Source organism: Streptomyces aureus, assembly GCF_000725495.1.
In the GTDB taxonomy this organism is placed as follows: domain Bacteria; phylum Actinomycetota; class Actinomycetes; order Streptomycetales; family Streptomycetaceae; genus Streptomyces; species Streptomyces aureus_B.
Genome location: NZ_JNZD01000032.1, coordinates 22,323 through 35,968 on the forward strand (window position 1 = coordinate 22,323; position 13,646 = coordinate 35,968).

Sequence of the window (13,646 nt, forward strand, 5' to 3'; positions counted from 1 at the left end):
GGGCGCACCTGCCCAAAAACTCGTACACGCCGGGAAGGACCCGCCGCACGTCACCGGAGGACACCCATGAGCACGGCGCCCCTCGCCTCAGGCCCTTCTGGCCCCGACGCACTGCGGCCGTTGCTCGACACCGTCCTGGACGCCCTCACCCAAGGCGCCACCGCCCGGGGCGGCCCCCTCCCGGCCGGAGGGCCCACCGAGGTCGCCCAGCGCCTGCGGACGGCCCTCGGCGACCCCCTGCCCCGGTACGGCAGCCCCGACGCCCTGCACACCCTCGTCCGAGCCCTCGCCGAAGGCGCCGCCGACCCCGCCGACCCGCTGTGCGCGGCCCACCTGCACTGCCCGCCCCTGGCCGTCGCGACCGCCGCCGACCTCGCCGCCTCCGCCCTCAACCCCTCCCTCGACTCCTGGGACCAGGCCCCCGCCGCCTCCGAACTCGAAGCGGCCGTCGCCCAGGCCCTCGCCCGGCTCGTCTACGGCCCCCCGGACACCGAGGCCACCCCCGACGGCCAGGACGCCCGGGACGCCCCCGCCCCCCGGGACGCCCCCGACACCGAGGCCGGCCCGGACACCCAGGCCGCCCCGGAAAGCCGATGCGCCCGGAGGAGTCAGGACCGACAGGCAACCCCGGGCACCCAGGGCGTGCGAGACCCACACAGCGGCCCGCCCGCCCTCCCCGCCGACGCCCTCGTCACCACCGGCGGCACCGAGTCCAACCAACTCGCCCTCCTCCTCGCCCGCGAGAAGCACCACGGCATCCAACTCGTCTGCGGGGCGAACGCCCACCACTCCCTCCACCGCGCCGCCTGGCTCCTCGGTCTCCCCGAACCCGTCGTCCTCCCCGCACCCGCCGGCACCCTCGACCTCGCCGCCCTCGACAGCGCCCTGACCGACCTGCCCGGCCCCCTTCTGGTCGCCGCCACCGCCGGCACCACCGACGCCGGACTCATCGACCCCCTGCCCGACATCGCCCGCCTCTGCGCCGCCCACGGGGCCCGCCTCCACATCGACGCCGCTTACGGCGGAGGCCTCCTCTTCAGCGACCGGCACCGCGGCAGACTCGACGGACTCGCCCACGCCGACACCGTCACCCTCGACCTGCACAAACTCGGCTGGCAACCCGTCGCCGCCGGACTCCTCGCCGTGCGCGACCCCACCGACCTCGCCCCCCTCGCCCACCGCGCCGAGTACCTCAACGCCGACGACGACACCGAGGCGGGACACCCCGACCTCCTGGGCCGCTCCCTGCGCACCACCCGCCGCCCCGACGTCCTCAAGATCGCCGTCACCCTCAAAACCCTCGGACGCGACGGCATCGGCCGGCTCGTCGACCAGGTCTGCGCCCACGCCGAGGAACTCGCCGACCTCATCGCCGCCCACCCCGGCTTCGAGCTCCACGACCACCCCACCATCAGCACCGTCCTCTTCCGGCCCCACGGCGCCACCGACGACACCGTCGCCGCCGTCCGCCGCACCCTCCTCGACCAAGGCCGCGCCGTCCTCGGCCGCGCCACCCTCGACGGCCGCCGCTGGCTCAAGGCCACCCTCCTCAACCCCCACACCCGGCCCGGCGACCTGGCCACGCTCCTGAAACTGGTGGAAGGACACACCCCCCGATGAGACCGACCCCGCACCCCCCCCCCCCGCGCCCCCCCCCCCCGACCCCCCCCCACCCCCAGCGCCCCACCGCCGAGACCCCCCGCGACCTCGTCGGCATCGGCATCGGCCCCTTCAACCTCTCCCTCGCCGCCCTCGCCCACCCACTCACCGAACTCGACACCGTCTTCTACGAACAACGCCCCGGCTTCGACTGGCACCCCGGCCTCCTCATCGACGGCGCCACCCTCCAAGTCCCCTTCCTCGCCGACCTCGTCACCCTCGCCCACCCCACCAGCCCCTGGTCCTTCCTCAACTACCTCAAGGAACGCGACCGCCTCTTCCCCTTCTACTTCGCCGAGCGCTTCCACATCCAACGCGCCGAATACGACGCCTACTGCCGCTGGGTCGCCGACAACCTCCCCGGACTCCGCTTCGCCCACCAGGTCGACACCGTCCGCTGGAACCCCGAACACGACCTCTTCGAAGTCGACTTCACCCAGCTCGACAGTCACGGACAGGCCCAGGCCCTCGGCCGCACCCACACCCGCAACATCGTCCTCGGCGTCGGCACCGCCCCCCACATCCCCGAACCCCTCAAACCCCTCGTCGACGCCCCCGACGCCCCCGTCATCCACGCCGCCGACTACCTCAAGCACCGCGACCGGTTCCTCACCGCCGACCACATCACCGTCATCGGCGCCGGCCAGTCAGGAGCCGAGGTCTTCCTCGACCTCCTCCGCAACCGCCCCATCGGAAAAGAAAAGATCCACTGGCTCGCCCGCACCGAGGCCTTCGCCCCCATGGAGTACTCCAAACTCGGCCTCGAGCACTTCACCCCCGACTACACCCGCTACTTCCACGCCCTCACCGAACCCGTCCGCGACCGCCTCCTCGCCGCCCAATGGCAGCTCCACAAAGGCATCGACGCGGACACCATCGCCGCCATCCACGACGAGCTCTACCGCCGCACCCTCCACGGAGGCTGGCCCGACGCCGTCCTCACCCCCGCCGTCACCGTCCGCACCGCCGGACGCATCGCCACCACCAAGATCGAACTCCACCTCGAACACGTCCAGCAGGGCACCCGGTCCCGGCTCACCACCAACGCCGTCGTCCTCGCCACCGGCTACCGCGAACGCCCCATTGCCCCCCTCCTCGCCGGCCTCGACCCCTACCTCCGCCGCGACAACGCCGAACGCCCCGACATCGACGACCAGTTCCGCCTCGTCCTCGACCCCACCGTCACCGGCCGCGTCTACGTCCAGAACGCCGAACTCCACACCCACGGCGTCGGCACCCCCGACCTCGGCCTCGCCGCATGGCGCAGCGCCACCATCCTCAACTCCCTCACCGGCAAGGACCCCTACCCCCTCCCCGGACGCACCGCCTTCACCACCTTCGGCCTCGAACACGCCCCCCGCATCCCCGCCGCCCGGCAGGAACCCCGGACCCTCACCCCCCTCGTCCCGCTCATCCCGCTCGTCGACGGGCGATGAGAACCACCCCCGCATCCCCTCATCGGATCAGCCGCCCCGATCGGTTCACGCACCGGCCGGAACCGTCCGACCACCCCGCACACCCGCCGAAAACGCGACGGCGCCGACGCGAGAACCGCGCCGACGCCGCCACCTGAACCACCCACGCCCTAGAACACGGGCACACCCTCACGCGTCAGCTTCCAGTCCACCGACGCGAAGTCCTTCGGGTCCAGCACACCCTTCGCCGTGACCCACTCCGCGATCCGCGTCCGGATCTCCGTCGACTCCGACCACACCTCGGTCGCCGAAGCGACGAACGGGAACGCGCCGCCACCGTTCGCCCGGTAGTTGTTCACCGCGAACACGAACTGCTGCGCGTCGTCCAACGCCGCACCGTTGTACGTCAGGTTCTTGATCCGCGAACCCTCCGCCTGCGCGATGTCGATGTCGTACCCAAGACCCGACACATAGTCGTAGTTGTAGTCGGGGCGGTTGTTCGCGTTCGTCAGCTTCTCCGTGTCGACCGCCGCGCCCACCGGCGTCTGCACGAAGTAGTTCGCCGAATACTCCAGGTACGCCCGCACCTGCGCACCCGTCATCACCTTCGCCACCAGCGTGTTGTCGTACACGTACAGGCTCGACAGGTCCCGGATCGTCACATTGCCCGCCGGGATCTCCGACGTCCGCGAGAACGGCGACGCCTGCGCGATCACCGGCAGCGACGCGTACTGCGTCCCCACCAGCGCCGCCCGCACCACGTCCTCCTGCACCTTCGTGATCAGATCGATGATCGGAGCGTCCTTGTAGCGCGCCTCCACCGTCGTCAGCGTGTCCGTCGCCCGGCCCACCACCTGGTTGACGTACGTCACCACCGCGTCGTGCTCGTCCTTCAGCAGCCGCGTGATCCTCGGGTCGTCCGCCACCGAGTTCGCGTTGCGCACCGAGGCCGACACCGACTCGACGTGCCAGCGCCCCTTCTCGAAGACCAGCCCGAAGTCGAACACCGACAGCCGCTCCGCGAACGCCAGCGGCTCCGACAGCACGACCGTCTTCCCCGTCGCCGTGTTCGTGACCTTCAGCTCCGGGATCTCCAGATGCGCGTGACCCACCAGGATCGCGTCGATCCCCGGCACCTGCTGCGCCACCAGCGCCGCCGAGTTCTCCACGTACGGCACCTGGTCACCGTACGACGACGTCCCCGACGTACCCGAATGCGCCGACACGACCACCACGTCCGCACCCATCGACCGCAGCTTCGGCACCCACTTCGCCGCCTGCTCCTCGAGCCCCTGGAACGTCAGCTTCCCCTGCACGTACGCCTTGTCCCAGATCGCGATACCGGGATTCGTCAGACCCAGCACCGCCACCTTCACCGGCGGAGCCCCGTGCACATGGAACTCCTTCATGAAGTACGGGGGAAACGCCGGCTTCAGCGTCTTCGCGTCCAGCGCGTTCGCCCCCAGCAGCGGGAAACGGCACTGCGACTCGAACTTCCGCAGTGTCTCGATCCCGTAGTTGAACTCGTGGTTCCCGAGCGCCACCGCGTCGTACCCGATCGCGTTCATCGCCTGCGCCATCGGGTGCACCGGACCACCCTTGGCGGTGATCGGGTCGACCTTCGCGTAGTAGTACGTCAGCGGCGTGCCCTGGATCGTGTCACCCGCGTCCAGCAGCAGCGTGTTGCAACGCCCCTTCTCCGCACGGATCTCGTTCACCAGCGTCGAGATCCGCGCCAGCCCCTGGGCGTTGCCCGCCTTGTCCGCGTACTCCGCGTCCTTGAAGTAGTCCCAGTTGAAGACGTGACCGTGCAGATCGGTCGTCCCCATCACCGTCAGCTCGTACCGCTTCACCGGCCGGCCCCCCTTCGCCCCCTCCGCGGCCTGCGCCACAGGAGCCGCGCTCACACCCGCGAGCGCCACCCCCGCACCTGTCACGGCGGACTCTTTCAGAAACTTCCGGCGGTTCAACGGCATCTCTGGAACTCCTCGGGAAAAGGTCAATGACGCGCGTAGATTCTGACCCAACACCCGCCCCCGCAAAAGACCCTGGAGGTTTCCATCTGATGGCCGGACGGCACCGGAGACCCTCCGGGTCGTGACAGACCAGGACGTACGCCCCCACATGCCCGAGCGGACGCCCGCCCCCGACCCGCACACGCCCGACCCGCACACCCCCGGTCCGGACCGAACCCGCACTTCTCGACCGCGGACCCCCGGCCGCGGACCCCTCGACCGCGTACCCCTCGACCGCGTACCCCCGACTCGGGACCACTCGACTTGGGATCACTCGACCCCGGACCTGCGGCCCCTGCCCCGCACGTCCCGCCCGAGCGCGGATCGACGCCCGCTTCACCGGCACGCCACCGCGACTCCAGCCCCACCTGGCAGCATCACGGAATGTCACCACACAACTCGTCCGCGCACCCACCCCACCGCCCGGAGCACACTGGACGGAAACGGGAACGGCAAAGCGCCGACCGCACCAGGAGCGATCCTCCGCTCATCGGAGCGGTGCGGCGCACAATTCAACAGTTGTCAATAACCCTTCACGCAAAGGTTGTTGAGTAGTCATGCGCGACCAATTCTCTACCGACCGGTAAGGCCTAGGCTCGAATCATGCGCCGAGCAAAAATCGTCTGCACACTGGGCCCCGCCACCGACTCGTACGACCAGATCAAAGCCCTGGTCGAGGCCGGAATGGACGTAGCCCGCTTCAACCTCAGCCACGGCACCCACGCCGACCACGAAGAGCGCTACCGGCACGTCCGGAAAGCCTCCGACGAAACCGGCCGCAGCGTCGGAATCCTCGGCGACCTTCAAGGCCCGAAGATCCGCCTCGGCCGATTCACCGAAGGCCCCGTACTCCTTGAACGCGGAGACACCTTCACCATCACCGTCGAAGAAGGCGCCCAAGGAGACCGCGAATCCTGCGGAACCACGTACGACGGCCTCGCCGCCGACGTCACTCCCGGTGAACGCATCCTCGTCGACGACGGCAAGGTCTGCCTCGAAGTCACCGACGTCGACGGCCCCCGCGTCCACACCACCGTCATCGAAGGCGGCATGGTCTCCGACCACAAGGGCCTCAACCTCCCCGGCGTCGCCGTCTCCGTCCCCGCCCTCTCCGACAAGGACGAGGACGACCTCCGCTGGGCCCTGCGCACCGGCTTCGACGTCATCGCCCTGTCCTTCGTCCGCAGCGGCAAGGACATCCAGGACGTCCACCGCATCATGGACGAGGAAGGCCGCCGCCTCCCCGTCATCGCCAAGGTCGAGAAGCCCCAGGCCGTCGACAACATCGACGACATCGTCGCCGCGTTCGACGGCATCATGGTCGCCCGCGGCGACCTCGGCGTCGAAATGCCCCTCGAGCAGGTGCCCATCGTCCAGAAGCGCGCGATCAAACTCGCCAAGCGCAACGCCAAGCCGGTCATCGTCGCCACGCAGATGCTCGACTCGATGATCGACAACTCCCGCCCCACCCGCGCCGAGGCCTCCGACGTCGCCAACGCCGTCATCGACGGCACCGACGCCGTCATGCTCTCCGGCGAGACCAGCGTCGGCAAATACCCCATCGAGACCGTCAGGACCATGTCCCGCATCGTCGAAGCCGCCGAGGAGGACATCCTCGCCAAGGGGCTTCCGCCGCTCACCGAACGCAACAAGCCCCGGACCCAGGGCGGAGCCGTCGCCCGCGCCGCCGCCGAGATGGGCGACTTCCTCGGCGCCAAGTTCCTCGTCGCCTTCACCCAGTCCGGCGACACCGTCCGCCGTCTCTCCCGCTACCGCTCGCCCATTCCCCTCCTCGCGTTCACCCCCACTCCCGCCACGCGCTCCCAGCTCAACCTCACCTGGGGCGTCGAGACCTTCCTCGGCCCCCACGTCGACTCCACAGACGCCATGGTCGACCAGGTCGACGAACTCCTCCTCAAGTACGGGCGCTGCAACAAGGGCGACATCGTCGTGATCACCGCGGGCTCCCCGCCCGGAGTCTCCGGCTCCACGAACCTGGTCCGCGTCCACCACGTCGGCGAGGACGACAGCCCCAAGTAGCCCCACCCGCCCGAAGGGCCCCTGCCGGGCCGGCGATCCCACCCCGACCGCCGGTCAGTACTTGGGGCCCACATGGGCGTCCAGGAGGGCTACCGACGCCTTCTTGGCGACGGAGATGTTGCGGGAGTTCGGCTGTTTCCATTCGACGCCGACCGCGTCGAGCGTGCCGGTGAAGAGGCGCAGGATGTCGGCCGACCTGTTGGTGAAGAAGTACCGGGGATATTCGTAGCGCTTCGTCTTTCCGGCGACGACGCGGGTCGTCCAGTTGGTGACGCGACAGCCGTCGGAATGGATGAGTCCCCGGACGAATTCCCAGGGATGGGCATCGACGATGCGCTGCTGCCACGGCTCAAGGGCGATCTCGCGCTCGTGCTTCTTGCCGGGACCGTGCTGGGGGAACAGGCAGGGCCAATGCTTGCTCGAACCGGTGACGTATTGGCATCCCGCGCTCCGGACACGGCAGACCCTGTTGTCGGGACGCAGGAGTTGTACGGCCTCCACGCATGCGTCGATGAGTCCTGGCCAGGCGTCGGCGCATGCGATGCGGAGTGAGTAGACGCCCCGGCGGAGGGGGCTGATACACCCGTCCCCGAGATAGAGGCCAAGGAGATAGGCGTACGCCGCGGGCTCGTCGGGATCCTCGGGTGTGGCCCGGCATCTCGGACAGGGCCGCGAGCGGTTGTCGTCGAGCGGTTCGACGCGTATCCGCCATGAGCGGATCGCGGCTCGGGAGATCCCGGTCTCCTTGCTCACCGAATTCAGGCTGCGGCCCTGATCGGCCAGAGCGAGAGCTCGCCTGCGTGTGCCCATGTCGTACATGAGCTCCACTCTGTGGATGATGGAGGCGTGACACGCAGCAAAAAGCGGATGTTCACGAGAACGGGAACATCCGCTTCTGGATGGCGACCTTGGAATCCAAGGAAAAGTGCCCCGAGTCGGACTCGAACCGACACTGTATGGGTTTTGAATCCATTGCCTGCTGCCAATTGGGCTACCGGGGCCCGCTGAATCGAAGGTTAACCCCGACCCGCTGCCCGACCACCATACCGCAGCTAGGTAGGCTCTTGGGAGCAGTACCCGGCCTGAACGAGGAGCCCCCGTGACCGCCCCCGAGTCGCCCCAGCCCGTAGACGCGCCCGACGACGACAAGTCGCACGTGCCTCCGCTGACGACCCGTGTCGTCATCGCCGAGGACGAGGCGCTGATCCGTCTCGATCTCAAAGAGATGCTGGAGGAGGAGGGCTACACCGTCGTAGGTGAGGCGGGTGACGGTGAGCAGGCCGTCGAGCTGGCCCGGGAGCACAAGCCGGACCTGGTGATCCTGGACGTGAAGATGCCGAAGCTGGACGGCATCTCCGCGGCCGAGAAGATCGCCGAGGAGTCGATCGCCCCGGTGCTGATGCTGACCGCGTTCTCGCAGCGGGACCTGGTCGAGCGGGCCCGTGACGCGGGCGCGATGGCGTACCTGGTGAAGCCGTTCAGCAAGAGCGACGTGGTGCCGGCGATCGAGATGGCGGTGTCCCGGTTCGCGGAGCTGAAGGCGCTGGAGGGTGAGATCGCGGATCTCACGCAGCGTCTGGAGACGCGGAAGCTGGTGGACCGCGCGAAGTCGGTGCTGCAGACGGAGTACGGACTGACGGAGCCGGCGGCGTTCCGGTGGATCCAGAAGACGTCGATGGACCGTCGTATGTCGATGCAGCAGGTGGCCGAGGCGGTCATCGAGGACGCCGCGGAGAAGAAGGCGGCGAAGGGCTAGTCAGCCGGTCCCGAGCCCCGCAGCAAAGCATGGTCCGCGTCGTAGCGGCGGACGGAAGAGGCCCGCACCCCTGACGGAGGTGCGGGCCTTTTCGTGCGACCGGGGTCGCGGGGGTGTCAGTCCTCGCCGAGGTACGCCTTGCGGACGGACTCGTCGTGGAGCAGGTCCTGGCCGGTGCCGGAGAGGACGATGCTGCCGACCTCCATGACGTGGGCCTGGTCGGCGAGCGAGAGCGCCGCCTGGGCGTTCTGCTCGACGAGCAGGATGGTGGTGCCGGACGCCTTGAGTTCGGCGATGGTGGCGAGGATCTTCTGCATCATGATCGGCGAGAGGCCCATGGAGGGCTCGTCGAGCATGAGCAGCTTGGGCTGGGACATGAGCGCGCGGCCCATGGCGAGCATCTGCTGTTCGCCGCCCGAGAGGGTTCCGGCGGCCTGCTTGCGGCGCTCTCCCAGGATGGGGAAGAGGTCGTAGGCGCGCTGGATGTCCTTCTCGATGCCCGCCTTGTCGCTGCGGAGGAAGGCTCCGAGCTGGAGGTTCTCCGCGATGGTGAGGCGGGGGAAGATGTGGCGTCCCTCGGGGGAGTGCGCGAGTCCGAGGGAGACGATCTTGTGGGCGGGGATGTTGGCGAGGGGCTTGCCGTCGAAGAGGATGCGGCCTCCGCTGGGCTTGAGAAGCCCGGAGAGGGTGCGCAGGGTCGTCGTCTTGCCGGCGCCGTTGGTGCCGATGAGGGTGACGATCTGGCCGGCTTCGACGGTGAAGGAGATGCCCTTGACGGCTTCGATCTTGCCGTAGGCGACCTTGAGGTCTTCGACCTCGAGCAGTGCGGTCACTGGGCGTTTCCTTCCTTGGTGGTGCTGCCCTGCGCGTCGGAGGCGTCGGACGCGGTGGCGTCCTCGGTCTCGTCGGCGGCTTCGGGGGCCTCGGATGCTTCCTCGGCCGCGGGGGCGTCGTCGGTGTCCGTGCCGTCCTCGGCTGCGGGGGTTTCCTCGGCGTCCTCGGCCGCGGGTGCTTCCGGGGCGTCCTCGGCCGGGGTGGCCGCGGCCTCGGGCTCGGCCGGGGTGGCCGCGGCCGTTCCGGCGGCCTCGGCGGCTTCGACCTCGGCGACTTCCTCGTCGCCGGGGGCGCCCTCGAAGGGGGTGCCGAGGTAGGCGGCGATGACGCGCTCGTCGCCCTGGACGACGTCGGAGGTGCCTTCGACGAGCTTCTGGCCCTGGACGAGGCAGGCGACGCGGTCGGACAGGTTGAAGATGAAGCGCATGTCGTGCTCGATGACGAGGACGGCGATGCCGCGGTCGCGGATGGCGAAGACGAGCTCTTCGGTCGCGCGGGTTTCCTGGGGGTTCATGCCGGCGGTGGGCTCGTCCAGGAGGAGCAGGCCCGGCTCGCTCGCCATGGCGCGGGCGATCTCCAGCTTGCGCTGCTCGCCGTAGGGGAGGTTGCGGGAGAGGTGGTCGGCCTTGTGGGCGAGGCCGATGAACTCCAGCAGTTCCATGGCGCGTTCGCGGGAGGCGGCTTCGGCCTTGCGGAAGCCGGGGCCGCGCAGGAGGGCGGACCAGAGGCCCTCCTTGGTGCGGGTGTGGCGGCCGACGAGCACGTTCTCCAGGACGGTCATGTTGGCGAAGAGCCGGATGTTCTGGAAGGTGCGGGCGATGCCGGCGCTGGTGACCAGGTGCGGCTTGGGGGGCAGCACGGTGCCCTTGTAGGCGACTTTGCCCTCGGTGGGGACGTAGAGGCCGGTGAGGCAGTTGAAGAAGGTGGTCTTGCCCGCGCCGTTGGGGCCGATGAGGCCGACGATCTCTCCGGCGTTGACCGTGAGGTCGACGTCGCGGACGGCGGTGAGGCCGCCGAAGCGCATGGTGACACCGGTGGCTTCGAGGACGGGGCTGGGGGCTGTGGTGGTGGTCATGTTGGTTACGCCCCTGCCTTGGTGACGCCGACGGTGGAGTCGGGCAGGCCTTGTTCGGGGATGTGGACGGTCTCGTCGCTGTCGTCGCTCTCGTGGAATTCGAGCTGGTTGCGGCGGTTGGCGATGATGCCCTCGGGGCGGAAGCGCATGAGGAGGACGAGCGCGACGCCGAAGGCGAGGAGTTGGTACTCCTTGAGGAACTGGAGCTTCTCAGGGAGGAGGTAGAGCATGGTGGCGCCGAGGATGGGTCCGCTGACGGTGCCCATGCCGCCGAGAACGACCGCCGCGAGGAGGAAGGCGGAGTTCGGGGGCACGGAGCCGGCGAACTGGTACGGGGCCGGGTTGACGCTGTAGCCGACGTGGGCGCTGACCGTTCCGGCGAGGCCGGCGAGGGAGGCGCCGAGGGCGAAGGCGACCAGCTTGACGCGGAAGCCGTTGATGCCCATGGCGGTGGCGGCGGTCTCGTCCTCGCGGATGGCGATCCAGGAGCGGCCGATACGGGAGTCGGCGGCGCGGGAGAAGACCACGACGACGAGTCCGGTGATGAGCAGCATCAGCAGGAAGTAGTTGGCGAAGCGGCCGAGGGCGTGGCCGGCGACGTCGTGGCTGGTACCGAAGTCGAACCCGAAGATGTTGAGGTCCGGGATCATGGAGATGCCGTTGGGGCCATTGGTGAGGTTGGGTCCGGAGGCGCCGTCCAGGTTGTTGACGGCGATGCGGAAGATCTCTCCGAAGCCCAGGGTCACGATGGCGAGGTAGTCGCCGCGCAGTCGCAGGGTGGGGGCGCCGATGAGGACGCCGAAGACGAGCGACGCGGCCATACCGGTGAGCATGGCGGCCCAGAAGGGGAACTGGACGCCGGAGAAGCGGGAGAACTCGGAGCCGGAGACGAGGGCTGCGGCGTAGGCGCCGACGCCGAGGAAGGCGACGTATCCGAGGTCGAGGAGTCCGGTGAGGCCGACGACGATGTTGAGGCCGAGGGCGACGGTGCCGACGACGAGAATGCTCACGCCGACGTTCGAGTTGTGCTCGTTGTTCGCGAAGTAGGGGAAGATCGCCGCGGCGAGGAACGCCATGGTGGTGGCGAATCCCTTGTGGCGGGCGTTGAGCTGGGCGAAGCGGTCGAAGAGTCCGGCGGTCTGGAGGGCCCAGGTGCCGAAGACGACGAGGAGCAGGTAGCCCAGGAACGTTTCGCTTGCGTCGGGGTCGACGCCGATGCCGTACGTGAACGCGGTGAGCGCGACGGCGGTGGCGCCGGTGATGACGAGGCGCTCGGCCCAGCCGGGCAGCTTGGCGGCCGGCGGGATGAGGCCGGGCTTGGTGACGTAGTCCTTGAAGGTGTCACCGGGCTTGGGGAGTGCCAGGGTGCCGAGGAGGGCGATCAGGGAGCCGACGGCGGCGAGGTAGGCGCCGGGGTCGAGTGCGACGAGGCCCTTGAGGTCGACGGCGATGGCGATGGCGCTGAACCAGCTCACGGCGAACGCGGAGGCGGCGGCGAGGACGACGGGCTGGGTGGCGCCCGCCGGGTTGAGCCAGCCGAGGCCGCGGACGTTCCAGAGGGTCAGCGCGAACAGCAGGGTGAGGACGCCGGCGACGATGTCGAGGACCTGGAGTCCGGCCGGGGAGCCGTAGTAGGTGAGGTCCCCGGGGAAGTCGGACGTGTAGGTCCAGGACATGAACGTGCTGGCGATGGTGGCGATGGCGCCGACCGCGACGAGGACGCGGGCCGCGCTCTCGGGGAGCGCGATCAGGCCGCGCTCGGGGGTGGTGGTCTCGGTGGTTGCCATGGTGCTCACGCCCTGTCCGCGACGCGTTCGCCGACGAGGCCCTGTGGCCTGAACAGCAGTACGAGGATGAGGAGTACGAAGGCCCAGACGGAGGACCAGCCGCCGCCGCCGAGCTGCTGCATGCCGGGGATGCCGTCGATGTAGCTGGTGGCCATGGTCTCGGCGAGGCCGAGGACGAGGCCGCCGATCATCGCGCCGTAGATGTTGCCGATGCCGCCGAGGACCGCCGCCGTGAAGGCCTTGAGGCCCATCTGGAAGCCCATGTCGTACTTGACTGTGCCGTAGCGCAGGCCGTACGCGACGGCGGCGACGGCGGCGAAGAAGCCGCCGATGGCGAAGGCGATGACGATGATGCGGTTGGTGTCGATGCCCATGAGCTGCGCGGTGTCAGGGTCCTGCGCGGTGGCCTGCATGGCGCGGCCGGTGCGGGAGAGGCTGACGAAGAGCGCGAGGGCCGCCATGCACAGGGGGGCGGCGACGATGACGAAGACGCTGCCGCTCTGGATGCTGATGGAGCCGATGTGCCAGGGCCCGAAGGGGAGCTGGGGGAACGTCAGGTCGGTCTTGGCGTTCGGGTAGGCGTTGAAGACGACCTGCTGGAGGGCCAGGGACAGACCGATGGCGGTGATGAGGGGTGCGAGGCGTGGTGCTCCGCGCAAGGGGCGGTAGGCGAAGCGTTCGGCCCCGACGGCGATGAGGACGGAGACGATGCCGCCGCCTATCAGCATCGCTGGGAGGGCGATCCACATGGATGTGCCGTTTGGCAGAACGTAAAGGTAGACCGAGAGGGCGCCGAAGCCGCCGGTCATGAAGATCTCGCCGTGGGCGAAGTTGATGAGCTGGACGATGCCGTACACCATCGTGTAGCCGATGGCGATCAGCCCGTACATCGAGCCGAGGAACAGCCCGTTGGCCAGCTGCTGCGGCAGGGTGTTCACCGCGTGGCCTCCATGTGGTGGGGAGAGTTGAGCAGGGCGTATGAAGCGGGCCGCGCGGTGACGTGTGGTCGTGGCCGCGCGGCCCTGTGGTTGTGCGGAGGGCCTGTCCGGTGGATCGGACCGGGCT

The 13,646-nt window shown here is 69.2% G+C and carries 10 protein-coding genes and 1 tRNA gene; 4 read left to right on the forward strand and 7 right to left on the reverse strand.

The genetic code is table 11. The features are described 5' to 3' along the window. The first annotated feature begins 66 nt into the window (after nucleotides 1–66). Both IO36_RS31275 and IO36_RS31280 read left to right on the forward strand, forming a co-directional pair. Entirely contained in the window at nucleotides 67–1,620 is a 1,554-nt protein-coding gene (locus IO36_RS31275) for a pyridoxal phosphate-dependent decarboxylase family protein (protein ID WP_037624710.1), read from the forward strand. After that, a complete protein-coding gene (locus IO36_RS31280; RefSeq protein WP_037624712.1) occupies nucleotides 1,617–3,095 on the forward strand; it encodes a lysine N(6)-hydroxylase/L-ornithine N(5)-oxygenase family protein in 1,479 nt (492 codons plus the stop codon). Before IO36_RS31275 ends, IO36_RS31280 begins: the two co-directional genes overlap by 4 nt. A gap of 149 nt (nucleotides 3,096–3,244) precedes the next feature. On the opposite strand, the gene IO36_RS31285 is transcribed toward IO36_RS31280, so the two are convergent. After that, nucleotides 3,245–5,050, reverse strand: a complete 1,806-nt coding sequence (locus tag IO36_RS31285) for a 5'-nucleotidase C-terminal domain-containing protein (RefSeq protein ID WP_037624714.1) — start codon at nucleotides 5,048–5,050, stop codon at nucleotides 3,245–3,247. Between the two features lie 642 nt (nucleotides 5,051–5,692). On the opposite strand from IO36_RS31285, the gene pyk reads away from it, so the two are divergent. Further along, nucleotides 5,693–7,129 (forward strand): pyruvate kinase, encoded by a 1,437-nt coding sequence (gene pyk, locus IO36_RS31290; protein WP_037624715.1) that lies wholly within the window; start codon nucleotides 5,693–5,695, stop codon nucleotides 7,127–7,129. 54 nt (nucleotides 7,130–7,183) lie between these two features. On the opposite strand, the gene IO36_RS31295 is transcribed toward pyk, so the two are convergent. Both IO36_RS31295 and IO36_RS31300 read right to left on the reverse strand, forming a co-directional pair. Continuing rightward, nucleotides 7,184–7,948, reverse strand: coding sequence for a helix-turn-helix domain-containing protein (locus tag IO36_RS31295; RefSeq protein WP_037624716.1), 765 nt, complete (start codon nucleotides 7,946–7,948; stop codon nucleotides 7,184–7,186). Between the two features lie 107 nt (nucleotides 7,949–8,055). Beyond that, nucleotides 8,056–8,130: transfer RNA gene (locus tag IO36_RS31300), tRNA-Leu, on the reverse strand. A 98-nt stretch (nucleotides 8,131–8,228) separates the two neighbouring features. Here IO36_RS31300 and IO36_RS31305 point away from each other — a divergent pair. Then, nucleotides 8,229–8,885, forward strand: a complete 657-nt coding sequence (locus IO36_RS31305) for an ANTAR domain-containing response regulator (RefSeq protein WP_037624717.1) — start codon at nucleotides 8,229–8,231, stop codon at nucleotides 8,883–8,885. Nucleotides 8,886–9,001: 116 nt separating this feature from the next. On the opposite strand, the gene IO36_RS31310 is transcribed toward IO36_RS31305, so the two are convergent. The 4 genes from IO36_RS31310 to IO36_RS31325 are packed head-to-tail and all read right to left on the reverse strand — an operon-like array spanning nucleotide 9,002 to nucleotide 13,519. After that, nucleotides 9,002–9,718 (reverse strand): ABC transporter ATP-binding protein, encoded by a 717-nt coding sequence (locus IO36_RS31310; protein WP_037624718.1) that lies wholly within the window; start codon nucleotides 9,716–9,718, stop codon nucleotides 9,002–9,004. Then, nucleotides 9,715–10,794, reverse strand: coding sequence for an ABC transporter ATP-binding protein (locus IO36_RS49055; RefSeq protein WP_037624719.1), 1,080 nt, complete (start codon nucleotides 10,792–10,794; stop codon nucleotides 9,715–9,717). The genes IO36_RS31310 and IO36_RS49055 overlap by 4 nt, the downstream gene beginning before the upstream one ends. 5 nt (nucleotides 10,795–10,799) lie before the next feature. After that, complete coding sequence (locus tag IO36_RS31320; RefSeq protein WP_037624841.1) at nucleotides 10,800–12,581, reverse strand: branched-chain amino acid ABC transporter permease; 1,782 nt, start codon at nucleotides 12,579–12,581, stop codon at nucleotides 10,800–10,802. Between the two features lie 5 nt (nucleotides 12,582–12,586). Then, entirely contained in the window at nucleotides 12,587–13,519 is a 933-nt protein-coding gene (locus IO36_RS31325) for a branched-chain amino acid ABC transporter permease (protein WP_037624720.1), read from the reverse strand. Between the last annotated feature and the right edge of the window lie 127 nt (nucleotides 13,520–13,646).